18 protein-coding genes and 1 pseudogene are annotated in these 23,422 nt (G+C 70.9%); 12 read left to right on the top strand and 7 right to left on the bottom strand.

What is annotated here, in order from left to right:
* Positions 1-191 precede the first annotated feature (191 nt).
* From DMB66_RS01335 to DMB66_RS01300, 8 genes are all read left to right on the top strand, one after another.
* A complete protein-coding gene (locus DMB66_RS01335; RefSeq protein WP_158647105.1) occupies positions 192-737 on the top strand; it encodes a TRAP transporter small permease in 546 nt (181 codons plus the stop codon).
* The gene (locus tag DMB66_RS01330; protein ID WP_199751718.1) at positions 734-2,014 is read left to right on the top strand and encodes a TRAP transporter large permease; all 1,281 of its coding nucleotides are present in this window, start codon (positions 734-736) and stop codon (positions 2,012-2,014) included. The genes DMB66_RS01335 and DMB66_RS01330 overlap by 4 nt, the downstream gene beginning before the upstream one ends.
* 22 nt (positions 2,015-2,036) lie before the next feature.
* Positions 2,037-3,071, top strand: coding sequence for a TRAP transporter substrate-binding protein DctP (gene dctP, locus DMB66_RS01325; RefSeq protein ID WP_158647104.1), 1,035 nt, complete (start codon positions 2,037-2,039; stop codon positions 3,069-3,071).
* A gap of 69 nt (positions 3,072-3,140) precedes the next feature.
* Positions 3,141-4,016, top strand: coding sequence for a shikimate dehydrogenase (locus tag DMB66_RS01320; protein WP_125802131.1), 876 nt, complete (start codon positions 3,141-3,143; stop codon positions 4,014-4,016).
* A gap of 10 nt (positions 4,017-4,026) precedes the next feature.
* Entirely contained in the window at positions 4,027-5,382 is a 1,356-nt protein-coding gene (locus DMB66_RS01315) for a sodium:proton antiporter (protein ID WP_125802130.1), read from the top strand.
* A gap of 101 nt (positions 5,383-5,483) precedes the next feature.
* On the top strand, positions 5,484-7,271 hold the full coding sequence (locus tag DMB66_RS01310) for an NAD(P)/FAD-dependent oxidoreductase (protein WP_125802129.1): 1,788 nt from the start codon (positions 5,484-5,486) through the stop codon (positions 7,269-7,271).
* Complete coding sequence (locus DMB66_RS01305) at positions 7,268-8,848, top strand: SMP-30/gluconolactonase/LRE family protein (RefSeq protein WP_125802128.1); 1,581 nt, start codon at positions 7,268-7,270, stop codon at positions 8,846-8,848. Before DMB66_RS01310 ends, DMB66_RS01305 begins: the two co-directional genes overlap by 4 nt.
* The gene (locus DMB66_RS01300) at positions 8,845-10,299 is read left to right on the top strand and encodes an MDR family MFS transporter (protein ID WP_125802127.1); all 1,455 of its coding nucleotides are present in this window, start codon (positions 8,845-8,847) and stop codon (positions 10,297-10,299) included. Before DMB66_RS01305 ends, DMB66_RS01300 begins: the two co-directional genes overlap by 4 nt.
* Positions 10,300-10,301: 2 nt before the next feature.
* Here DMB66_RS01300 and DMB66_RS01295 read toward each other — a convergent pair whose 3' ends face one another.
* Positions 10,302-10,892, bottom strand: coding sequence for a TetR/AcrR family transcriptional regulator (locus tag DMB66_RS01295; protein WP_233624210.1), 591 nt, complete (start codon positions 10,890-10,892; stop codon positions 10,302-10,304).
* 35 nt (positions 10,893-10,927) lie between these two features.
* A complete protein-coding gene (locus tag DMB66_RS01290) occupies positions 10,928-11,692 on the bottom strand; it encodes a helix-turn-helix transcriptional regulator (RefSeq protein WP_233624209.1) in 765 nt (254 codons plus the stop codon).
* 136 nt (positions 11,693-11,828) lie between these two features.
* Here DMB66_RS01290 and DMB66_RS01285 point away from each other — a divergent pair, with 136 nt between their 5' ends.
* Positions 11,829-12,542, top strand: a complete 714-nt coding sequence (locus DMB66_RS01285; protein ID WP_125802124.1) for an alpha/beta fold hydrolase — start codon at positions 11,829-11,831, stop codon at positions 12,540-12,542.
* A 397-nt stretch (positions 12,543-12,939) separates the two neighbouring features.
* Positions 12,940-14,340, top strand: a complete 1,401-nt coding sequence (locus DMB66_RS01280; RefSeq protein WP_199751715.1) for a glycoside hydrolase family 68 protein — start codon at positions 12,940-12,942, stop codon at positions 14,338-14,340.
* A 60-nt stretch (positions 14,341-14,400) separates the two neighbouring features.
* Here the strand turns inward: DMB66_RS01280 and DMB66_RS01275 are convergent, their stop codons facing one another.
* Positions 14,401-15,438 (bottom strand): LacI family DNA-binding transcriptional regulator, encoded by a 1,038-nt coding sequence (locus DMB66_RS01275; protein ID WP_125802123.1) that lies wholly within the window; start codon positions 15,436-15,438, stop codon positions 14,401-14,403.
* Between the two features lie 129 nt (positions 15,439-15,567).
* On the opposite strand from DMB66_RS01275, the gene DMB66_RS01270 reads away from it, so the two are divergent.
* Positions 15,568-18,123 carry a GH32 C-terminal domain-containing protein gene (locus DMB66_RS01270; RefSeq protein ID WP_125802122.1) on the top strand — a complete coding sequence of 852 codons (2,556 nt, stop codon included), beginning with the start codon at positions 15,568-15,570 and terminating at the stop codon, positions 18,121-18,123.
* Between the two features lie 84 nt (positions 18,124-18,207).
* Here DMB66_RS01270 and DMB66_RS01265 read toward each other — a convergent pair whose 3' ends face one another.
* The 3 genes from DMB66_RS01265 to DMB66_RS01255 form a co-directional block, all read right to left on the bottom strand.
* Positions 18,208-18,456, bottom strand: coding sequence for a hypothetical protein (locus DMB66_RS01265; protein ID WP_125802121.1), 249 nt, complete (start codon positions 18,454-18,456; stop codon positions 18,208-18,210).
* Positions 18,457-18,577: 121 nt separating this feature from the next.
* Positions 18,578-21,280, bottom strand: coding sequence for a LuxR C-terminal-related transcriptional regulator (locus tag DMB66_RS01260; protein WP_233624208.1), 2,703 nt, complete (start codon positions 21,278-21,280; stop codon positions 18,578-18,580).
* 144 nt (positions 21,281-21,424) lie between these two features.
* Positions 21,425-22,240 (bottom strand): alpha/beta fold hydrolase, encoded by an 816-nt coding sequence (locus tag DMB66_RS01255; RefSeq protein WP_158647103.1) that lies wholly within the window; start codon positions 22,238-22,240, stop codon positions 21,425-21,427.
* Between the two features lie 251 nt (positions 22,241-22,491).
* Here DMB66_RS01255 and DMB66_RS01250 point away from each other — a divergent pair, with 251 nt between their 5' ends.
* On the top strand, positions 22,492-22,722 hold the full coding sequence (locus tag DMB66_RS01250) for a hypothetical protein (RefSeq protein ID WP_199751713.1): 231 nt from the start codon (positions 22,492-22,494) through the stop codon (positions 22,720-22,722).
* A gap of 197 nt (positions 22,723-22,919) precedes the next feature.
* Here DMB66_RS01250 and DMB66_RS62355 read toward each other — a convergent pair.
* A pseudogene (locus DMB66_RS62355) lies at positions 22,920-23,422 on the bottom strand (hypothetical protein); the annotation flags it as partial.

The raw sequence follows: 23,422 nt of genomic DNA, 5'->3' as shown, positions 1-23,422 counted from the left end.
AGACTTGCCAGAACCGGCGGTCGCCCGTACGTTACACGCAGTCCATAAGACGGTCCAACTGGTCCGGCTAGTGGTCCACCTCGACGGAAGCGCAGGGCGCGGGCTCACCCGGCGCTCGCCGCTCCCACCAGCACATTCATCCCGCGACGACCTGGCGGGCGGTGCCGCCACCCCAGAGAGCGAGGTCCTCGTTGACTGCATCCGTCGCCCCGTCCGATGAGCCCGGCCCGGCGCCGGGCCGGCGCGATCCGGCGATCCTGCGCGCCTGGGCCTCGGCCGAGCTGTGGATCGCCTGCGCGGCGCTGACGGTCATCTTCCTCAGCGTGCTCTGGCAGGTGATCAGCCGGTACGCGCCGGCGCTCAACTGGCCGGGCGTCGGGGAGCTCGCCAACTATTCGCTGATCGTGTTGACCTTCATCATGGTCGGCTACCTGATCGGCAACAACGGCCACATCACCATCCAGATCATCGACTACCTGGCCAAAGGTAAGGCCTTCGTCGTCGTCAAGGCCGTGTCCGCGGCCTGCACGGCACTGATCTGCGCGGTGCTGGTGTGGGAGGCGTACGAGTTGATCCGGGCCTACCCGACGCGGACGACGGCCGCCCTGGGGATACCCATCTGGACCCTGTACGCCATCCCGCTGATCGGCTTCGCCTCGGGCGCCGTGCGGGCAGTCATCCGGGTGTTCACCGCCGACCGCGAGGACTTCCCCTTCGACGCGGCGGAGGCGAAGTGATCCTCGAACTGTGGATGGTCGGCGTCGTCATCGCCGTGCTCCTGTTCCTCCGGGTGCCGGTCGGGCTCGCCTTCATCGGGCCCAGCCTGTGGTACGCGCTGGCCGACGGCCGCTCGGCCGGGTTCTCGCTGAAGACGACCTTCGACGGCCTCAACAGCTTCCCGCTGCTGGCGGTCCCGCTGTTCATCCTCGTGGGGGTGCTGGCCAACCGGCTCGGCATCGCCGACCGGCTCTACGAGTTCTGCCTGGCCGCCCTGGGCCGGCTGCGGGGCAACCTCGCGTACGTCAACGTCGGCTCCGCGGTCGGCTTCTCCTGGATGAGCGGTTCCGCGCTCGCGGACGTGGCCGGGCTGGGCAAGATGCAGATCCCGCAGATGATCAAGGCCGGCTACCCGCCCGGGTTCGCCGCGGGACTCACCGCGTCGTCCTCGCTGATCAGCCCGGTCATGCCGCCGAGCATCCCGGCCGTCATCTACGCCGCGACGGCGACGGTCTCCACCGGCGCCCTCTTCGCCGCGTCCGTCATCCCGGCGTTCGCGATGGCGTTCGGGCTCTGCGTCTACATCCTCATCTGGACGTTGCGCCGCCCGGAGTTCACCTCGGTGCCGTTCAACCGCGGCCGGTTCGTCCAGGCCTCGCTGGGCGCGGTCGGTCCGCTCCTGACCCCGGTCCTGCTGCTCGGTGGCATCCTCTCCGGCACGTTCACGCCGACCGAGGCGGCCTCGGTCGCCGTCCTCTACATGCTCGTCCTCGGCCTGATCTACCGCACGGCCAAGCCGAGGGTGCTCCTGCAGGCACTGCGCGAAACGGCCGTCATCACGGCCGGCATCACGCTGATCCTCGGCGCCGCGGCGCTGCTGGGCCTGATCCTCACCCGTGCGCACGTCTCCCGGGACGTCGCCGAGTTCCTCACCTCGGTGTCGGACAGCCCCTGGGTGTTCATGCTCCTGGTCAACATCATCCTGCTGATCCTCGGCTGCCTGATCGACGCCACCGCCATCATCCTCGTGACGGTGCCGGTCCTGCTGCCGATCGCGGTCGGCCTCGGCATCGATCCCATCTACTTCGGGGTCGTCATGATCATCAACCTGATGATCGGCCTGTTGACGCCGCCCGTCGGCAGCGTGCTCTACATCACCAGCTCGGTGACCGGTAAGCCGGTCGACGTCGTGTTCCGCGGGGTCGCCCCGTTCCTGATCCCCCTCGTCGCCGTGCTGATCGTCGTCACGGCACTGCCCGATGTCGTGCTGTGGCTTCCCGGCGTTCTCGGATTCTGACCCCCATCTGGGAGGAGAGACCATGTACCAACGGCCAGCTGGGTGGCGCCGAATCACTGCGGCGCTCGCCCTGCCCCTGTCACTCGTTCTCGCCGCAGGTTGTTCCACGTCGAGCAACGCCCCCGCCGCCGAGGGCGAGAATCCCGCATTGACCCTCAAGATCGGTAGCTCCCAGCCCGAGTCGCAACCCAACTACCGCTGCGGCATGAAGCTGCTCAAGGAACGGGTGGAGGCGCAGAACCTCGGCCTCACGATCGACATGTTCCCGAACAGCCAGCTCGGGCCGGACGCGGAACGATTCGCCGGCGTGCAGAGCGGCGACATCGACATCGACCTGCAGGGCGGCTCGGCGATGTCGACCGCTTTCCCGAAGATCGGCGTGCTCGACGCGGCGTACGTCTTCAACGACGTCGACCACTTCTTCAAGTGGGTCGACCAGAACGGGACGGCCTTCTTCGCCGAGTTCAACACCGCCACCGACACGACCATCGTGGACGCCTGGTACTTCGGCATGCGGACCTTCACCGCGACCAAGCCGATCCGCAAGCCCGCGGACCTGGCCGGCCTGAAGATCCGGTTTCCCAACACCCCGCAGTTCCTGGCCAATGCCAAGGCGCTCGGTGCCAACGCCGTAGCGATCGCCGTCGAAGAGCTCTACCTGGCTCTGCAACAGGGCGTGGCCCAGGGGCAGGAGAACCCGGTCGCGGCGACGCACGCCCAGAAGTTCGACGAGATCCTCAAGGTCGCCAGCCTGACCAACCACCAGGTCGGCGCCCACTACGTGGTGGTGGCCGACAAGACGCTGGACAAGATGAGCCAGCCGCAGAAGGACGCGCTGTTCAAGGCGATCCACGACATCCGGGCCGAGAACCGCAAGTGCGTCGACGACGAGACCGAGAAGGTTCTCGGCGACTGGCGCAAGGACTCGACCCGCACCGTGGTCGAGATCGACCAGGTCGATCGCCAGGCGTTCATCAGCAAGGCCGAGGGGTACTTCAACACCCACTACACCGGCGACAACCTGGCGCTCTACAAGAGCATCCGAGCCTCCGCCTGACGGTGGTCCGCACGGGCCAGGAGGCCGGCCCACCACCGGCCTCCTGGCCGTACCCCCGAAAGAGGTTCGGTGACAAGCTCTGAGAACCGCCGCGTCCTGGTCGGGCTGGTCGGAGCCGGCATCGGGCGATCGCACTCGCCGCTGCTGCACGAGCGCGAGGCGGACCGGCAGGGCATCCGGCTGATCTACACGACCATCGACTCGAGTGTGCTCGGCCTCGGCGCCGGCGACCTTCCCGGCCTGCTGCGCTGGGCGCGCACCCTCGGATACCGGGGACTCAACGTCACCCACCCGTTCAAGCAGCAGATCGTCGGGCACCTCGACGAGCTCTCCGCCGAGGCGCGGGTGCTCGGCGCGGTCAACGCCATCGTCTTCGACGACGGCGTGGCCCGGGGGTACAACACCGACGCGTTCGGATTCCGCCGGAGCTTCGACCAGAACTTCGCCGACGCCCCGAGAAAGCGGGTGGTGCAACTCGGCGCGGGTGGTGCCGGATCGGCCGTCGCGCACGCGATGCTGACCCTCGGCGCGGGCCACCTCACGGTCGTCGACCTCGACAGCGCCAGGGCGGCCGGGCTGGCCGGGGCGCTCGCCGCCGAGTTCGGCGCGGAGCGCGTCTCGATCGGCGTGCCCGGCGACCTGACCGCCCTGCTGGCGAACGCCGAGGGCGTCATCAACGCCACGCCGGTAGGGATGGCGCACGACCCGGGATCGCCCGTCGCGGCAGCCGACCTGCGCGGGGACCTGTGGGTGGCGGACATCGTCTACCGGCCGGCCGACACCGCGCTGCTGCGGGCCGCCCGCGCGGTCGGGGCCGCGACGCTGCCCGGCGGCGCGATGAGCGCCTACCAGGCCGTCGCCGCGTTCGAGCACTTCACCGGGGTCCCGGCGGACGCGGACGCGATGCTCGCCGACTCGGCCGAGCTGTTGCGGACCGGTCGCTGACGCGCCGGCCATGGTCTCCGGTGCCCGGTCGCTGGGCGAGCTGCTGCCACTGTGGAGCGTCGCGCCGTTCGTCCTGCTGCTCGTCGCGGTCGCCCTGCTGGAGGTCGTCGCGGGCCGGTGGTGGAGCAGCCTGCGGAACAAGGCGCTCGTCGCGATCGCGCTGGCCGTCCCCGCCGCCGCGCAGATCCTCGTGGGCCACGGGTCGCGGGGTGGTGTCGAAGCACTGATCCATTCCATGACGGAATACGTCTCGTTCATCTCGCTGCTCGCCGCGCTGTTCGTGATATCCGGCGGCATCGAGTTGCGCGGCTCGCTGACCGGCACGCCGCTCGCCAACGCCGGGCTGCTCGCGATCGGTGCGGTCCTCGCCAACCTCATCGGCACCACCGGCGCCGCGATGCTGCTGATCCGCCCGCTGCTCCGGGCCAACGCCAAGCGACGGAACAGGGCGCACCTGGTCGTCTTCTTCATCCTGGTGGTCGCGAACGCGGGCGGGCTGCTCACCCCGATCGGCGACCCGCCGCTGTATCTCGGATTTCTCAAGGGCGTGCCGTTCGAGTGGACCTTCCGGCTCTGGGCGCCGTGGCTGTTCGTCAACGGTGTCACCATCCTGATCTTCAATCTCGTCGACCAGTTCATCGTGAACCGCGAGGAGCGGGTGAACCGCACCGAGGGCCTGCTGGACGAACTGCTCGCCCACGAGCCCCTGCGCCTGGCCGGATGGCGGAACGTGCTCCTTTTGTGCGGGGTCGTCCTCGTGCTGCTCGGCAGGGGAGCCGGCGTCGGAAACGGGGGTGATCCCTGGCCCGTCGGCCTGCCGGAGGTGGCGCTGTGGGCCATAGCGATACTGTCGTTCCGCGTCACGCCGCACGGCATCCACGAGGCCAACCACTTCGGTTTCCGGCCGATCGCCTCGGTCGCGATCGTCTTCGGGGCCGTCTTCGTCACCATGACGCAGCCGCTTCTCATCCTCAACGCGCGGGCCGAGCAGATCGGCCTCGAGCGGCCTTGGCAGTATTTCTGGGCGTCCGGCGCGCTGTCGTCAACACTCGACAACGCGCCGACCTATCTCGCCTTCACCTCCATCGCGGCCGGGCAACTGGGAATCGGCGTCGACGACCCCCGATATCTCGCATCCCTGGCCGGCACCGCGGGCGGCAGCGAACTGCTCTTCGCGATCGCTTGCGGCGCGGTGATGATGGGCTCCCTGACCTACCTCGGAAACGGCCCGAACCTCATGGTCAAGGAGATCGCGGAGGATCGGGGAGTCCGCATGCCGCACTTCTTCGGCTACGCCCTGATCGCGATGGTGATCATGGTTCCGGTGCTCGTCGCGACCACGTTCGTCTTCTTCGGACCGGGGTGAGCGGGCGCCGGGCCCGCCGGGTTGTGACTCCGGATTCAGTCACTTGATTTAATATGGACAACTCGGTTAGCTGTGTCCAAACAGAACCGAGAGGTGAGTCCATGGCGACCGAGGAACTGGGCTTCGACCCGAACGCCTTGCGGGCGAAGTACCGGGCCGAGCGCGACCGCCGGATCCGGCCCGACGGCAGCGGCCAGTACCGGCGCGCGGCGGGGGAGTTCGGGTACTACGCCACCGATCCGTACACCGAGCGCACCGCGCGGGCGCCGCTGTCCGACCGGGTCGAGGCGGCGGTGATCGGCGGCGGCCTCGGCGGCCTGCTGGCCGGCGCGCGGCTGCGCCAGGCCGGTGTCGAGGACGTGCGGGTGATCGAGGAGGCCGGCGACGTCGGCGGCACCTGGTACTGGAACCGTTACCCCGGCATCCACTGCGATATCGAGTCCTACGAGTACATGCCGCTGCTGGAGGAGGTCGGCTACGTCCCGAAGTGGCGGTACGCGCCCGGCGAGGAGATCCGGCAGCACGCCGTCGCGATCGCCCGGCACTTCGGCCTCTACCGCGACGCGCTGTTCCACACCCGGGTCACCGAGCTGCGCTGGGACGACGACGCCGGCGAGTGGCAGGTGCGCACCGACCGCGGCGACGACTTCCGGGCCCGCTACGTCGTGGTCTCCTCCGGCACGCTGACCCAGCCGAAGCTGCCCGGCATCCCCGGGATCGAGACGTTCCAGGGGCACACGTTCCACACCAGCCGGTGGGACTACGGCTACACCGGCGGCGACCAGAACGGCGGCCTGCACGGGCTGGCCGGCAAGCGGGTCGGCGTGGTGGGCACCGGGGCGACCGGCGTCCAGGTCATCCCGCACCTGGGCCGCGACGCCCAGCACCTGTACGTCTTCCAGCGCACGCCGTCCTCGGTCGACGTCCGCGACAACCGGCCCACCGACCCGCAGTGGGCGGCGTCGCTGCGGCCGGGCTGGCAGCAGGAGCGGATGGACAACTTCCTGACCGTCGTCACCGGCGGTAAGGCCGACACCGACCTCGTCCAGGACGGTTGGACGAGCACCGCCGGGCTGCAGCGCACGTTCCTCACCGGCACCGACACCGGGCTGAGCGACGAGGAACTGGAACTGGCCGACTTCGCCAAGATGAACCAGATCCGCGCCCGCGTCGACGAGACTCTCGAGGACCCGGCGACGGCGGAGTTGCTGAAGCCGTGGTACCGGTACATGTGCAAGCGGCCCACGTTCAGCGACCTCTATCTGCGGACGTTCAACCGGCCGAACGTCACGCTCGTCGACACCGCCGACCACGGCGGCATCACGGCGATGACCGAGAACGCCGTGGTGGTCGGCGACCGCTCCTATGCGGTCGATTGCGTCATCTTCGCCACCGGCTTCGAAGTCGGCGTCTCCGGCGTCGTCTCGGGCACCCTGCCGGTCTACGGCCGCGACGGGGTGCCGTTGCTGGGCGCGTGGGCGCGGGGTCCGCGGACGCTGCACGGCTTCTACAGCCACGGCTTCCCGAACCTGTTCCACCTCGGCTCGCTGCAGAACGCCGCGTCGGTGAACTTCATGCATGTGCTGCAGGAGCAGGCCGGGCACATCGGTGCGGTCGTCGCCGAGGCCCGCCGCCGCGGCGCTCGCTGGATCGAGCCCAGCGCGCAGGCCGAGGAGCAGTGGGTCGCCACCATCGCGGCCACCAGCCCGGACAACTACGCGTTCCAGGCCGAGTGCACGCCCGGCTACTACAACAACGAGGGCAAGCCCCGGCCGCGCGGCTCCTCCTACGGCCCCGGCCCGGTCGCCTTCCACGACCTGCTGCGCCGCTGGCGCGCCGACGGCGGCATGGCCGACGTCCTGGTATCCCCGACGAAGGCACCGGCATGACCGCGCCCAGCCGGTTCGACGCCACCGGACGCCGGCACGTCATCAGTCCTCGTTGGACGGTCGACCGGCTGGTGCCGCCGAACCGGTTGTGGGGCGCGAACGGCATCGCCTTCGGCCCGGACGGGCGACTGTACGTGGCGCAGTTCCTCGCCGGTCAGATCAGCGCCGTCGACCCGGGCTCCGGCGACATCGAGACCGTGGTGCCGATCGGCGGCCCGGTGCAGTCACCGGACGACCTCGCGTTCGGAGCGGACGGGTCGATGTACATCGCGGACCTCGTTCCCGGCCGGGTGTGGCGCCGCGGCCCGGACGGCGGGTACACAGTGGTCGCCGACCAGCTGAGAAATCCCAACGGCATCACGTGCGTCGGCGACCGGCTGTTCGTCAACGAGATGGCGCTCGACGGCCGCCTCCTGGAGCTGTTCCCCGGCGGTGGCGACCCGGTCGTGCTCACCGGCGGCCTGGCGCTGGGCAACGCGATGCAGCGCGGCCCGGACGGCCACCTGTACTACCCGCACATGCTCACCGGTCAGGTCTTCCGGATCTCGCCGGACGGCGGCACGCCCGAGCTGGTGGCCGACGCGGTGCACGAGCCGGTGGCGGTGCGCTTCGACCGCGGTGGTGTGCTGCAGGTGCTGTCGCGGGGGGCGGCCGGCATCGTGACGCGCATCGAGCTGTTCGGCTCCGGGACGCGGCGGCTCGTCACCAGCGGGGTGGCCGGCCTGGACAACGCCGCCTTCGACGACGACAACCGGATGTTCGTCTCGAGCTTCGCCAGCGGGGGAGTCACGGAGCTGCACCCCGACGGGCGTACGCGGGAAGTCGTGCCCCGGGGCCTGGACGGCCCGTTCGGGGTGACCGTCGACCTGGGCGGCACGGTGCACGCCGCCGACCACTACCGGGTGACGACCCCGGCGGACGGCGGCGAGGAGCTGCTGACGTTCGTGCACGGCATCGTCGCGGCGGACGGCGTGCTGCACGTGACGTCGCAGTACGGCGACGTGCGCACGTACGACCCGGTGAGCAGGACCGTGCGGGTGCGGGCGCGGGGCCTGAACCGGCCCGCGGGCATCGCCGTCCGCGCGGACGGCGCGCTGCTGGTCGCCGAGGCCGGCGCCGGGCGCCTCCTTGCCATCGCCGTCGACGACACCGTCACCGTGCTCGCCGACGACCTGGGGGAGCCCATGGACGTCGCCGTCGGCGCCGACCAGCGGTGCTACGTCAGCGACGCGCGGGCCGGCGCGGTCGTGCGCGTCGACGACCGTACGCCGGTGGCCGAAGGGATCGGAACGCCACAGGGATTGACCGTACGCGGTGATGAACTGTTCGTTGTGGACAGTCTGCACCGCAGACTGGTGGCCGTTCACCTCGTCACCGGGGAGACCCGGATCGACGCCGAGGACCTGCCGGTGGGCGCGCCGCCCGGTGTGAGCCGTCCCGATCCCGGGTTGTTCTGTCACGGCCTGCCGGGCGTACCCCGGATGTTCGCCGGGCTCGCGCTGGACCCGGACGGCTCGCTCTGGCTGTCCGCCGACGGCGAGGGCAGCGTGCTGCACCTGACGGAGACCGGCCGGTGAGTCACCGCACCGTTCTGCAGGCGCTCAGCGGCCTGCTGCTCAGCCTGTTCATCGCGACGCTGAGCAGCACGGTCGTCGCGACCGCGCTGCCGAAGATGCTGCGCGAGCTGCACGGCTCGCAGGCGCAGTACACCTGGGTGGTCACCGCGACCCTGCTGACCGCGACCGCGTCGACCCCGATCTGGGGCAAGCTGGCCGACCTGTTCAGCAAGAAGATGCTCGTGCAGAGCGCCATCGTGGTCTTCGTGGCCGGCTCGATCGCCGCGGGTCTGAGCCAGGACGCCGGGCAGCTCATCGCCTCCCGGGCGTTGCAGGGCATCGGCGTGGGCGGCCTGCAGGCGCTGGTGCAGATCGCGATCGCGGCGATGATCAGCCCCCGCGAGCGCGGCCGGTACAGCGGCTATCTCAGCAGCGTCACCGCGCTGTCCACGATCGGCGGGCCGCTGCTGGGCGGGGTCATCGTGGACACGTCGTGGCTGGGCTGGCGGTGGTGCTTCTTCATCGGCGTACCCATCGCCGCCGTCGCCCTGGTGCTGCTGCAGAAGACGCTGCACCTGCCGGTCGTGCACCGCGCCGGCGTGAAGATCGACTATCCGGGCGCGGCGCTGATCACCGCGGGGGTCAGCGTCCTGCTGATCTGGATCGCGTTCGTCGGCGACGCGTTCGCGTGGATCTCCTGGCAGAGCGGCGCCATGGCCGGTGGGGCACTGCTGCTGCTGTGCGCCGCCGTGTGGTGGGAGGGCCGGGCCGCGGAGCCGCTCGTGCCGCTGGGCATCGTGCGGCAGCGCACCACCGCCCTGGCGATCCTCGGCAGCCTCGCCGCCGGCACCGCGATGTACGGCGCCGCGGTGTTCCTCAGCCAGTACTTTCAGGTCAGCCGCGGCCACAGCCCCACCGAGGCCGGGCTGCTCACGATCCCGATGATGGCCGGCATCCTGGTGGCCTCCATCGTGGCCGGGCGGCTGATCTCGCGGACCGGGCGGCTCAAGCCGTTCGTAGTTACCGGCGCCGTGCTGCTGACCGTGGGCTTCGCGATCCTCGGGTTCACCGACCACCGCACGCCGCTGCTCCTCATGAGCGTGGCCATGCTGGCCGTCTGCGCGGGCGTGGGCATGACCATGCAGAACTTCGTGCTGGCCGTGCAGAACGCCGTGCCGCTCAAGGACATCGGGGCCGCCAGCTCCGCCGTCGCGTTCTTCCGGTCGCTGGGCGGCACGATCGGCGTCACCGTGCTGGGCGCCGTCCTCGCCCGCCAGGTCGGCGAGCAACTGCGGAACGGGGTGTCGCCGCAGGTCGCCTACGGCGACGCCACGGGCCACATCTTCTGGATCTCCGCGGCGGTCGCGCTGCTCGGTGTCGTCGCGGCCGTCCTGCTCAAGGCCGTCCCGTTGCGGACGAGCCTGGACCTGCCCGCCGCCGCCGAGGCGACCCCTGAGGCTGTTCGGCGCTGACCTCAGTTTCGGGTGACCGGGGCGAGCAGCAGACCGACGATCGCGTCGATCAGGCTGGTCGCTGTCTCGTCCCAGCCCGCCCCGGCGCCGTCGGCCAGTTCCCGTTCGTGCTCGGCGCACACGTGCACGACCATGATGCGCACCATGTCGTTGCGGTCGACGCGCACCTGGGCGGGCAGACCGGGCAGGCAGCGGTTCAGGCCGTCGATGGCCTGCCGGATGGTCGGCGAGTCCAGCACGTCGTCGATGACGACCGCGCGCAGCGTGGGATCGGCCATCAGCTGGGCGGCGAAGCGGGCATACCAGCTCGGCGCTGCCAGGGTGGCGAGATGCTCGGTGATCGGGCTCACGGTGCACGCGACCCAGTCGCGCACCCGCCGGCTGCCGTCGTGCTCGGCGAGCATCCGCCGGCGGATCTCGTCCATCGCACCGGAATGCTCCCGCACGATGGCGCGGATCAGGTCGGTCTTGGTGCCGAAGTGGTAGCCGACCGCGGCGTTGTTGCCCTGGCCGGCGGCCTCGCTGAGCTGGCGGTTGGAGACCGCGAAGATGCCCCGCTCGGCGAACAGGCGCTCGGCCACCGCCATGATCATGCCGCGAGTGTGCTCGGCCCGCATCGAGTGGTAACTCATAGCCTCCCCGTTCGCATCCGGTAGCGGCCCGGGGTCGTTCCGATGATGGTGGTGAACGCTGCGATGAAGCTGCTGGGGTTGGCCCACCCGCAGGCGTGGGCGGTCCGGGTGGTGTCGTGGCCGTCGGCGAGGAGCACGAGCGCGTGGTAGACGCGTAGCTGCGTGCGCCACTCGTAGAAGGTCACGCCCAGCTCGTCGCGGAACAGCCGGCTGAGGGTGCGGGTGCTGGCTCCGACCGTCTTCCCGAGTTCGGCCAGCGAGGCGTTGGCTGCCGGCTTCTCGGACAGCAGCCTGGCAATGGCGCGCAGTCGGTCGTCCCGTGGCTCCGGCAGATGCAGTGGCTGTTCGTGTGTCTCGCGGAGCTCATCGACGAGCACTCGAAGGAGGCGAGAGCGCGCGGAGAGGCTGTGGCTGGGCGCTGCGTCGTCGTCGCGGGGGCCGGTCAGGGCGAGCAAGACCTCGCGGGCGAGGCCGGAGGCCAGGAACACGGCGGGATGGTCCGGCATGAGCCGGGCGAGGGACGGGGCGAGAAAGGCTATGCGCATATCGGTGTCGCCGTGGGCGCGGTGGTAGTGCGTGAGCCCGGCCGGGGTCCAGGCGACCCGGTTGGCGGGGACGACGGACGTGCCGCGTTCGGTGTGAGCTGCCAGGACGCCGCTGGCTGCGTAAACCAGGTGTCCCCGGGTGTGCGACTGCACCGCGCTTGTCTCGCCGGATGGCCAGAGGTGGCGCCCGCCGGACGGCCACAGGTGTGACGTCACGCCGGTGCTCCGACGAGGTTGGCGGTCAACAGGCATCAATTGGCATCCTATCGGTAGCAAGCCAGCCGGCGACCTGGCGACACTGCCTCCATCGAGGCGGCGTGCCTCGATGCCGCGGCTTGCGAAGGAGAGACCCATGGCGACGTTCGTTCTCGTGCCCGGCGGTTGGCACGGCTCCTGGTCGTTCGAGGCGGTGGTTCCGCTGCTGGAGCGTGCCGGTCATGCCGTGCACGCCCTGACCCTGACCGGTCTGCGGCCCGGCGACGACAACGCGACGGTCGCGACCGCCAATCTCGACACCCACGCCGACGACGTACTGCGGCTCCTGGACCGGGCCCACCTCACCGACGCGACCCTGGTCGGCCACAGCTACGGCGGAATGGTGATCGCTGCCGCTGCCGCTGCCGACCGCGCCGGCGGCCGGGTCTCCCGGCTCGTGCATCTTGACGCCTACGTCCCGCGCGACGGCGAGTCGTGCTGGTCCTCAACGACCGAGCGGTACCGGCAGGCGTTCGTCGCCGGTGCCGCGGCCAGCGGCTACGCCGTCCGCCCGCCGGACGGCGGCGATCCCCGCCGCCGTCCCCATCCCCTCGCCTCGTTCCTGCAGACGATCCGGCTCACAGGCGCTCTCGCCCAGGTCCCGCGCCGTGAGTTCGTCTACTGCTCCGGATGGGACCGCACGCCCTTCGCTGAACTCCGGGCCCGGCTCGGGGCCGATCCCGACTGGCAGGTCCACGACCTTCCCACCGGCCACGACGCGATGCACGAGGCCCCGGAGGCCGTCGCCGCGCTGTTGCTCGACGAGCGCCTCGCGGATGCGTCGGCGCACAGCCGGCAGGCTTGCGATTAGGCCGAGCCGGCCCGGTGCCTCGCCCGGGCACTCCGGAAACCCGCCCACATCCCGGATGGTGCGGAGCCGCCATTCTCCGGGGTGGAGTTTCACCTGCGAGCGGGATGTCTCGCCGATCAAACATTCATTTGTTGGTTGAAGTTCGCACCATATGAAGCCGTGGAACGGCCGGCAAATCGATCACTGTTTACTTGTCCCGCTCGCGGGGAGTACGGTCCGGTCACGGATCATCGCCGTTTATCGATATGGCGATCATATTCATTTTCAGGCCGAACACTGGATGCTTAGGAAGCATTCCAGTCGATAACTCCCGCCCGGCGGATTACTCCGTTTCCTGGCTGGAGTGCTACCCCCTGTCCACGAACGACCCAGCATTTCTCGCACAGGAGGTAAACAGGTGGAAGGTAATGTCAGGAGCTGGCGGGGTGCGCTCGGCGTGCTCCTCGCGATCCTGCTCACCGGCGCGGCAGTCGCCGTGCCGACGGTGGCCTCGGCCGCGCCCGCCGGGTCGGACGATGCGCGCATCGCCGCCCGGGCCAGCTACAAGCCCCGGGACAGCTTCACCGCGACCTGGAAGCGCGCCGATGCCTTGAAGGTGCGGTCGGACAGCACCAACACGAGCCCGCTGATTCCGGCGGACTTCCCGGTCATGACCGACGACGTATGGATCTGGGACACCTGGCCGATGACGAATGTGTCGACCAACGTGGTGACCTACAACGGCTGGCACGTGATCTTCTCGCTCACCGCGCCCCGGAACATCTTCTTCGGCGATCGGCACTGGCAGGCGCGGATCGGCTTCTTCTATTCGCGCGACGCGAAATCCTGGAAATACGGTGGTGACCTGTTCCCGGCGGGCTACTCGCTGGGGTCCCGGGAATGGGCCGGATCCACGATTGTGCGCGGCAATGAGGTGCAGGCTTTCTACACCGCCTCCGGCCGGGACAACGGGGGAGTCGACCCCACCGACGCCCTGCAGCGACTCGCCACGGCCAGCGGCAAAATCCACGCCGACAAACGCCATGTCTGGTTCACCGGATTCCGCAACCACAAGATAATCGCCGAACCCGACGGGCAGAAATACCAGACGATCGAACAGTCGCAGGCCGGCCCCATCATCTACGCCTTCCGGGACCCGTTCGTCTTCCGCAACCCCGATGACGGCCGCACCTACATCCTCTTCGAGGGCAACACCGGCGGTGTGGCGGGTTCGTACCAGTGCAAGGCACGCGACCTCGGGCAGCTCCCCCCGGGTCACACGGTGCCGGCTGATGCGCGCTATTACACCGGCAACATCGGACTGCTGGAGGCGACCAGCAGCAACCTGCGCAACTGGCGGCTCCTGCCACCGATTCTCTCGGCCAACTGCGTCAACCAGCAGACCGAGCGACCACACCTGGTCTTCCGCAACGGCAAGGTGTACCTGTTCACCATCAGCCACACCTTCACCTTCGCCCCCGGCCTGACCGGGCCGGACGGCGTGTACGGCTTCGTCGGCCCGTCGCTGCGCAGCGACTACCGGCCGCTCAACGCCAGCGCCCTGGTGCTGGGAAATCCGCCGGAACAGCGCCTGCAGCAGTATTCGCACTACGTGATGCCGAACCTGCTGGTGGAGAGCTTCATCGACACGATCTTCACGCAGCCCGGTGAGCAGGGTCCCGTCTACGGTGGCACGCTCGCGCCGACGCTGCGCCTCGACATCCGTGGTCAGCGGTCCTACGTCGTCGAGGAACTCGACTACGGCTACATTCCCGCTACGCGGCAGACCTCGCGACAGCAGATGGTCGGCACTAGCTGATGAACCCGGCGGGCGGGGCGGGGTCCGTGACAGCTGCGGCCCTTGCCCCGCCCCGTCGGCTCATTCGGGCGGCGGCCGCAGCTCGCCCGATCCGCGTCGGATGAGGTCGGCCGGGACGACCGCGCGTACCGCCGCGGACCGATCGCCCTGGATGCGCGACAGCACCAGGTCGGCAGCAGTGCGGCCGATCAGCGGTACGTCCTGGCGCACCACGGTGATCGCCGGATCGACCATGTCGGCCAGCGGAAAGTCGTCGAAGCCGATCAGGGCGACGCGGTGCTTCCAGCCTCGAGCCTGCAGCACGCGCATGGCGCCGACCGTGATGAGGTTCTGCGCGGTGAACAGCGCCGTGGGTGGGTGGGCGGCATCGAGCACGGCGGCGACGGCCCGCTCCGCCGCGTCGACACCCTTGAGATCCATGTGGATCAGGTCATCGCGCGTCCGCAGCCCGGCCTCGGCCAGGCCGTCGAGATAGCCGGTGCGGCGCTCCTGGCTGGTCCAGACGGTCTGCCGGCCGCCGAGACAGGCGATGTGCCGGTGCCCGTAGGAAGCGAGCTGCAGGACCGCCTCTCGGGAACTCTCGCGGTTCGTGGTGGTGACACTGTCGGTGTAGTCGAACGTGGGCGGGCGGTCCACCAGGACCATCGGGGTGCCGTGCGAGCGTTCCTGCTGGAGATCGTCCTGCGGGCCGCTGGCGGCCATGACGACCATGCCGTCCACCCGCCGGGCGGCGAGCGAGCCGAGCCGTTCCCGTTGCAGGTCGAGATTGTCTTCCGCGCTGCCGGCGAGCACGAGCACGCTGTCGCGCTGGGCTCGTTCCTCCACCGCGCGCAGGAGTGTGGAGTCGAAGGGATTGGACAGGTCCTCGACGAGGACGCCGAGCGTCGCGCTCAGCCGGTCGGCGCGGCGAAGGCTGCTCGCCGTCAGGTTCGGTCGGTACCCCAGTGCCTGGACGGCGTCGCGGACGCGCTGGACCACGTCGGCGCCGGCACCGCCTTGATCGTTGATCACCCGGGAGACCGTCTTGATGCTCACTCCGGCCAGGGTGGCGATGTCGCGCATCGTGGGCTCGGTGCGCCGCGCGGGTACCTGCGTCATGTGGCCATCATTTCCCTGAGGTTACGGTCTTGCTACAAGGGACTTGTCGCGATCGATTTCCCGCTGGTAACGTCAACGTTGACGTAGCGCCGGGACGCCGGAACCGCACCCCACTATCGGGAGGTCCGCATGCGCCGCCGACTCGCCACGCCGTACGCTGCCGCGGCACTGACCGCCGCGATCATGGTCGGGGTCTCCTCGGCGTCCTCCCGGACAGCGCCCGAGCAGGGGCCGAGTGCCGCTCCGGCCTTCGCCGAGCCCCACCGCCCGCAATTCCACTTCACGCCCGAGCGTAACTGGATGAACGATCCGAACGGGCTCGTCTACCACGAGGGCGAATACCACCTGTTCTTCCAGTACAACCCCGACAGCGACCAGTGGGGCAACATGTCCTGGGGTCACGCGGTCAGCACGGATCTCGTGCACTGGCAGGAGCTGCCGCTGGCCATCAGCCACGACGACGCGGAGATGGTCTTCTCCGGCAGCGCCGTCGTCGACCACGGGAACACCACCGGCTTCGGCACGGCGGACGAGCCGGCGATGGTGGCCGTGTACACCCGCGCGCCCAAGGCCGGTGGCAGCCAGGCGCAGTCGCTGGCCTACAGCACCGACCGCGGCCGGACCTGGACGAAGTACGCGGGCAACCCGGTCCTCGACATCGGCTCCGGTGAGTTCCGCGACCCGAAGGTGCAGTGGCACGCCCCCACCAAGCGCTGGCTCATGGCCGTCGTCCTGTCCACCGAACACAAGGTGCGGTTCTACTCCTCGAAGGACCTGAAGTCCTGGACCCACCTCAGCGACTTCGGCCCGGCCGGCGCGGTCGGCGGCGTCTGGGAGTGCCCCGATCTGTTCGAACTGCCGGTGGACGGCGAGACCGGCGAACGTAAGTGGGTGCTGGTCGTGAGCCTCAACCCCGGCGGCATCCAGGGTGGCTCGGCGACCCAGTATTTCGTGGGCGACTTCGACGGTACGACGTTCACCCCCGACGACGACGGCTCCTACTCGCCACCCGCCGGCTCCGTGGTGCAGGACTTCGAGGCCGCGGACTTCGCCGACTGGACGGCGACCGGGACGGCGTTCGGCCCCGGGCCGTCGGCGGGCGGCGTGGCGGGCCAGCACGGGGTCACCGGATTCGTCGGCGAGCGCCTGGCCAACAGCTATCACGGCGGTGACGCCCCTACCGGCACCCTCACCTCGCCGGAGTTCACGGCCAGCGAGCCCTACCTCAACTTCCTCGTCGGCGGGGGAAAACACCCGCACGATCCGGACGCCGTCCCGCGGCCGGCGCCGGCACCGGCCGGCACCGTTCTCGCCGACTTCGAGGGCGGTTCCTACGGCCAGTGGACGCCGACCGGCCGGGCGTTCGGCGCCGCGCCCGCCACCGGTGCCCTGCCCGGCCAGCAGCCGGTGTCGGGCTGGCTGGGCGACGGCCTCGTCAACACCTTCGTCGAGGGTGACTCGACCGTCGGCACGCTGACGTCGCCGACGTTCACCATCGACAAGGCATACCTCAACTTCCTCATCGGCGGCGGCTACCATCCGACCAGCGTCGGCGATCCGACCGCGGTCAATCTTCTCGTCGACGGGGAGATCGTCCGCACGGCCACCGCAGCCGACTCGGAGGCGCTGAACTGGGCCGGCTGGGATGTGAGCGACCTGGTCGGCAACACCGCCCGGATCCAGGTCGTCGACGCCAACACCGGCGGCTGGGGTCACCTCAACCTCGACCACGTCGTGCTCTCCGACACCCGCGCCAGGCCCGCCTCCACCGAGACCTCGGTCAACCTTCTCGTCGGCGGCAAGGTGGTGCAGAGCGTCACCGGACCCGACAGCGGGGTCCTCGACTGGGCCCACTTCGACCTGCGCGCCTACCAGGGCGGGAAGGTCCAAGTTCAGGTGGTGGACAACAACACCGGTGGTTGGGGCCACATCATGGCCGACCGCTTCGTCGCCGCCGGCGCGCCGGCCCGCTCGGCCGCCGAGCGCGTGAGCTGGGTGGACTACGGCAAGGACTACTACGCGGCCATCTCCTTCGACAACGCGCCCGGCGGCAGGCGATACATGATCGGCTGGACGAACAACTGGCAGTACGCCGGCGACGTCCCCACCGTGGGTTGGCGTGGTGCGATGAGCGTGCCCCGTGAGATGGGGCTGCGCAGGATCGACGGGAAGCTCCGCCTGATCCAGCGGCCGGTGTCCAACCTGGCCGAGCTGCGGCAGGGCCCGGCGGTCACCGCCCAGAGCATGACCATCACCGCGGATTCCCCGCCGCAGATCCCCGGCGCCCGCGGCCGGGCGGTGGAGATCGAGGCGACGTTCTCGCTGCGCGACGCCGAGCGGTTCGGGATCAAGGTCCACACCGGCGCCGGGCAGGAGACGGTCATCGGCTACGACGTGCCGGCCCGGCAGGTGTACGTCGACCGGTCCCGGTCCGGTGCCGTCGACTTCAGCCGGGACTTCGCCGGCGTGCATCGCGCGCCGCTGGAGCCCCGGAACGGCACGGTGACGCTCCGGATCCTGGTCGACTGGTCGTCGGTGGAGGTCTTCGGCGGCCAGGGCCAGGTCGTGCTCACCGATCAGGTCTTCCCCGGCCCGGGCGGCGACGGGGTGCGCGTCTTCGCCGAGCGGGGCTCTGTGCGGCTCGACGATTTCCAGCTCTGGCAGCTCGGGTCGTACCGGAGCTGACCAGAAGCTCAGCAGGTGGTGACCGGCCGGCCGAGGTCGTCGTCCGGGTGGCCCCGCCGAGCGTCGCCACCGCGGTCCCGGCGCTCACGGTGGCGTGCTCTCCAGGCGGTTCTCCGGGGCGGCGTCGGCAACGCCGAGGGGCCCGGATGCCCGCGAGCGCGGCCGGATCCTCCGGCTCCGGAAGAGCGCGCCCAGGACGGCGCCGACCCGACGGCGGCGGTCGCCGGCGCTCAGCCGCAGCTCCGCCAGCTGGGACGCGTGCCGCGAGGTGTGGGCGATCTCGGCCTCGGTGACGCGTATGAGGTCCTGGTGCAGCTGCCACGGTGTCGTCATGGGTGATCTCCGTTCGACGGTGGTGAGACGTCGTCCGGACATCACGGTATGGACGTCGGCGGATCCGCACGCCGGTGAATCCGCCCGGATTGCCGGGCCCCGATGCCCATCTTGGCGGGGTCTACGCGGACGCTGCCCCGTCGGGCGTGAGCCCGAGGCGGGCGGCCTCGGAGACCGCCTTGCCGCGGCTGTCCACGCCGAGCTTGCGGAGGATCGCCGAGACATGATGGTGGACCGTCCGTTCGGAGACGTACAACCGGGCGGCGATCTCGGCGTTCGACGACCCCTGCTGGACGAGGGCCAGCACCTCGGCCTCCCGCCGGGTCAGGCGCGCGGGATTGTTCCGCGTCGTGCTGCGCGGGCCGCGCGGAACGTCGCGTACGCCGTGCTCGCGCAGCCGCCGCGACACGATCGCCGCGGCCGGGCGGGCCCCGAGCCGTTGGAACTCCGCGAGCGCGACCCGCAGGCTGCTCTCGTCCTCCGACTCGACGAGCGCGAGCGCGGCGTCGTACGGACAGCCGAGCCGGGTCCAGCCGGCGGCGGCCGCCGCGCCGTCGCCGGCGAGCTGCGCCGCGTACGGCTCGACGACGCCGGGCACCACCTCGCGCACGCCCGCGAGGCGCCGCAACCAGGCCAGCTCGCCGGTGACCCACGATGCGCCGCGGTCGACGGCGAGGGCGAGGACGTCGCCGGTGGCCGCCTCGACCGCGGCGCATCGACCGTTCAGCCAGGCGACCTCCGCCCGGGCCAGGGCCACGGGCGCGCTGTACTGAAGCTCGTCCTGTCCGGAAAGCAGCGCGAGCGCCTCCTCCAACGGCGGCCACTGCCGCTCCTCGCCCCGCCGGGCCCGGACGAGCGCGAGGACGACCAGCGCGAGGATCCGCAGCAGCGGCACCGACTGGGCCGAGCGCAGCACGAATTCCGCGTCGGCGGCGGCCGCGTCCCAGCGGCCGGCGTCGAGGTGGAAACGCGCGCGGTAGGCCATGAGGTAGAGCTTCCAGGCCTCGAGGCCGAGGTCCTCGCAGGCCTCGAGGCCGCGGTCGAGCCACGGCGCGAGGTCGTAGGCGCGGGTGCGGGTCATCGCCCAGCCGAGGTGGATGAAGACCCGGCCGACGTGATCCTCCAGGCCCGCCTCCTCGGCCAGCGCCAGACTGCGCGCCAGCCTGGCGAGCCCGGCCGGCCTGCCCGCGAGCAGCTCCATCGTGCCGAGGTTGTTGAGGCAGTAGGCGATCACCGGCCGGTCGCCCAGGTCCTCGGCGAGTTCGAGGGCACGGCTTCCCCACGACAGCGTCTCGTCGAACCGCTCCTCGTTGAGGCACGTCGCCGCGGCGATGCCGTACGCGAGAGCCAGCTCCGGGCCCGGCGGTAGGCGTTCGAGCAGGCTCAGTGCCTCGCTGCCGGCCGCCGCGGACTCGGCGCTGTGCCCGCCGCACCAGAGCCGGCGCGCCAGCTGCGACAGCGCCGCCCCCAGGCGGCGCTCGTCCCCGGCCGTACGCCAGTGGTCGATGGCCTGTTCGAGCGCGGCGACGGACGCCCGCATCTGATCGGTGAGATAGCACTCGTGCGAAAGCCGTTCGAGCAGCGTCGCCCGGGCCGCCGCCGGCTGGCCGGCGGCGAACCGCAGCGCCCGCTCATACTGGGCAGCCGCTTCGCGGTGGGCGCCGATCGAGGCCGCATGCCCGGCCGCCGCGGGCGCGAAACGCAGGACGGCCGCGGTGTCGCCGGCCGCCTCGGCGTGGTACGCGAGCCTGGTCGGGTCCACCGCGCCGGGCGGAGCCGCCGCGAGCGCCTCGGTCGCGCCGCGATGCAGGGCCAGGCGACGATGCGGCGACAGCGACTCCTCGATCGCGATCCGGGCCAGCTCGTGCCGGAACGCGACGCCACCCGGCACGACCTCGACGATTCCGGAGCTCAGGCACTCCGCCAGGCCACCGGCCGGCGTCGGCTCAAGCGCGTCGAGGAGCCACAGTTCACAGTGCGGGAGCGCCACGGACAGCGCCTCGACAACCGCCGCCGCGGGGTCGCTCAGCCGGGCAGCGCGGGCCAGCACGGCCTCGCGGACGGTCGCGGGAATCTCGCCCCGGCCGTCTCCCCGGCCGTCTCCCTGGCCATCTCCCCGGCTCCCTTCGCGGGCCGCGATCACCTCGGTGACGAAGAACGGGTTTCCGCCCGTGGCCCGGTGCAGGGCACCGGCGTCGAGGCCGTGCGGCTCGGCGAGCGACCGGACCGCCCCCGGCGTCAGCGGTTCCGTCGTGAGCCGGCGGATCGAGTTCGGGCCGCGCAGCTCGCCGAGCAGCCGGCGCAGCGGATGAACGCGATCGAGCTCGTCGTCCCGATAGGTCGCTATCACCAGCGCCGGGATCGACTCGATCCGGCGGCCGAGCAGGCTCAGCACGTCGAGCGTGGCCTCGTCGGCCCAGTGCAGATCCTCACATACGACGATCGTCCCCGGCGTCGCCCGGGTGTCACGCGTCATCGCCGCGGCGACCTGATGCGGTCTGGCACCGGATTGCACAAGCTCGAGCAGGTCGCCGCCGAGCTCCTGGGCGATGTCGACGAACGGCCCCAGCGGGCGCGGCGTGAACAGCGGATCGCAGGCGCCCCACAGCACGCGACCGACCCCGGGCTCGGCGCAGAAGCGGCGGACCAGGGCGGTCTTGCCGCCGCCCGCCTCGCCGCCGAGCATGACCAGCACGCCGCCGTGCGGGCCGGAGGCCCAGGTCTTCGCCGCACGCAGCGCGGTCAGGTGATGGGAGCGTTCGAGCAGCTGGGAGCGCGCACCGGTCTGGCCTGGCCGGAGCGGGACAGGACGCTCGACACCCACGGCCCTACGGTGACAGGGCGCTCAGATCAAGTCCAGAGCACTGTCCACGCCCCGACCGACCCGCGGGCAATATGGGTAACTCTGCCGATAACCGGCCGCCGCGCTCACCAGAGATCAAGGTGGTTCTGGTCGCGGTCGCCACCGTCAGGGGCCTCGGTCCGCCACCGGCACCGGATGCCGGGCGAAGAAGCGGGCGAGGCGGTCAGCCATGCCGGCCGGGTTCAGCACGTGGAGCAGATGGTTCGCGCCGGGCAGCACGAACGGCTCGGCGTTCGGCAGCCAGGTCAGCAGCAGCTCGTGGCGCTGTCCGAAGGCCGGGGCGACCTCATCGCTGCGAGCCCCGAGCACGACGAGCGCCGGCGGCCGGAGCCTCGCGGCCGCCGCGGGGCCGAAAGACCAGTCGCGGAGTGCGGGCAGTTCCTGTGCGAAGAAAGCGTCCGAGTCGGCCACCGCACGCTCGACGGCGCCGGGCAGGACGCGGTCGAGCGCGGCGCGGTAGTCCGGTCCGCACACGCCGCGCAGCCAGATGTCGACGGCGGCGTGCCGGTCGCCGGCCCGGTACGCCTGGACCGCCCGCGCCGCGAACGGCCCGCTCGGCACCGTGAGCAGTGCCGTCTCCAGCAGCGAGAGGGTCTGCACGGTGCCGGGGTGGTCGAGCGCCAACTGCAGGGCGATGGCGGCGCTCGAGGAATGACCGACGATGTGCGCCCGCGGCACCCGCAAGCGGCGCAGCAGCAGGTGGCAGTGCGTGGCCTGCTCGGCGATGCTCAACGGCCCGTCGACGCGGGCGCTGCCCGCATAACCGGCGCGGTGGTAGCGGATCAGCCGGTACGCGCCGGCCAGCGCCGGCTGCCGGCAGAGGTCCCGGAACCAGTACGCGCACAGACCCGCGTGGATGAACACCACGGGCTCGCCGTCGCCGTGGACTTCGACCTCGAGGTCGACCGCACCGGCCCTCATCGGGGCACCCGGATCCGGGTGGGCAGCCACGGAGATCGCCGCCGGGACCGTGGCGTCGCCCGTTCCGGCGGGCCGGCGGTCAACGCGCCGATCCGGTGGTGGTCTCCGAGCGTCCGCAATCGCATACGGGCGATGCTCCACCGCGGTCGGGTCCGGCGGAAGTTCGAAGAACGGACCTCCGTGCGCAGGCCGATCGGTTGATGCGCACACCGCGGGAGCGTCGGTCATCCGGTGGTCACGGAAGCCGACACGTGGAGGTTGTGACGTCAGCTGGGATGGTCCGGATCACCGCCATCCCCGCCGATGGTGTCGGCATCGAGGTGCTGGAGGCCGGCATCATCTCCGACCTCGGCAGCGCCCTGGCCGGCAGCCTGGGACTGGCCGCCAGCGCCAACCTGAACCCCGAACGCACCCGCGACGTCGGCGGCACCGCCACCACCCGCGAGGTCACCGAGGCGATCATCGGCGATCTCGCGCCCTGATCGGCAGCCGCCCGGGAGAGCACGGCGGCGGGTTCAGCCATCGCTCCGGCGGTCGGCCGCCCAGACTTTCTGTGTCTGAGGCGGCCGACCGGAAGGCCGCGGCGGAGCCGGTCCCAATCGCGGACGACTACGGTGCTGGCAGTCGGCTGTGCACCGGGGCACAGCCTGCCGCGGTCAGCGAGGCGGCAGCCGGGGGATCAGGCGGTGGCGGCGGTGCGCAGCCGGCGCAACCACCCCTGGGCGGTGTGGCTCGGCACCTGGTAGTGCTCGGCGATGGCCGATGCGCTGTTGAGCCGGGTCGCGACGGCGGAGAAGTCGTCGGGCATGCGGCGGTAGACACGTTCCTTACCCGCGGCCGGGGGAGCCGCCGAGGCCTTGCGCTTCGGGGCGGCTGCGGCGGCGTCCGGGTTGTCGGAACCGGCGCGGCGGCGACCGCGTGACTTGGTGGCCGGCGCCTCGGCGACGGTCTCCTCGGCGGCCGGCGTCGGGACGGCGGTCTCCTTGGCCGCCGGCGCCTCGGCGACGGCCTTCTTGGCGGCCGGCGTGGGTGCGGCAGTCTTCTTCGCGGCCGGCGTGGGGGCGGTGGTCTTCTTGGCTGCGGGTGCCTCGGCGGTGGCCTTCTTGGCGGCCGGCGTGGCGGTGGTGGTCTTCTTGGCTGCGGGTGCCTCGGCGGTGGCCTTCTTGGCGGCCGGCGTGGCGG

This window comes from Actinoplanes sp. ATCC 53533, assembly GCF_003947245.1.
The sequence above is the reverse complement of the archived record's forward strand: the minus strand, read 5'-3'. Positions and strand labels throughout refer to the sequence as shown.

Coding starts and splice junctions, on each gene's coding strand:
- DMB66_RS01255 (WP_158647103.1), bottom strand. CDS start 22,240: ATGAGGGCCGGTGCGGTCGACCTCGAGGTCGAAGTCCACGGCGACGGC.
- DMB66_RS01295 (WP_233624210.1), bottom strand. CDS start 10,892: ATGATCATGGCGGTGGCCGAGCGCCTGTTCGCCGAGCGGGGCATCTTC.
- DMB66_RS01265 (WP_125802121.1), bottom strand. CDS start 18,456: ATGACGACACCGTGGCAGCTGCACCAGGACCTCATACGCGTCACCGAG.
- dctP (WP_158647104.1), top strand. CDS start 2,037: ATGTACCAACGGCCAGCTGGGTGGCGCCGAATCACTGCGGCGCTCGCC.
- DMB66_RS01270 (WP_125802122.1), top strand. CDS start 15,568: ATGCGCCGCCGACTCGCCACGCCGTACGCTGCCGCGGCACTGACCGCC.
- DMB66_RS01285 (WP_125802124.1), top strand. CDS start 11,829: ATGGCGACGTTCGTTCTCGTGCCCGGCGGTTGGCACGGCTCCTGGTCG.
- DMB66_RS01275 (WP_125802123.1), bottom strand. CDS start 15,438: ATGACGCAGGTACCCGCGCGGCGCACCGAGCCCACGATGCGCGACATC.
- DMB66_RS01305 (WP_125802128.1), top strand. CDS start 7,268: ATGACCGCGCCCAGCCGGTTCGACGCCACCGGACGCCGGCACGTCATC.
- DMB66_RS01310 (WP_125802129.1), top strand. CDS start 5,484: ATGGCGACCGAGGAACTGGGCTTCGACCCGAACGCCTTGCGGGCGAAG.
- DMB66_RS01315 (WP_125802130.1), top strand. CDS start 4,027: ATGGTCTCCGGTGCCCGGTCGCTGGGCGAGCTGCTGCCACTGTGGAGC.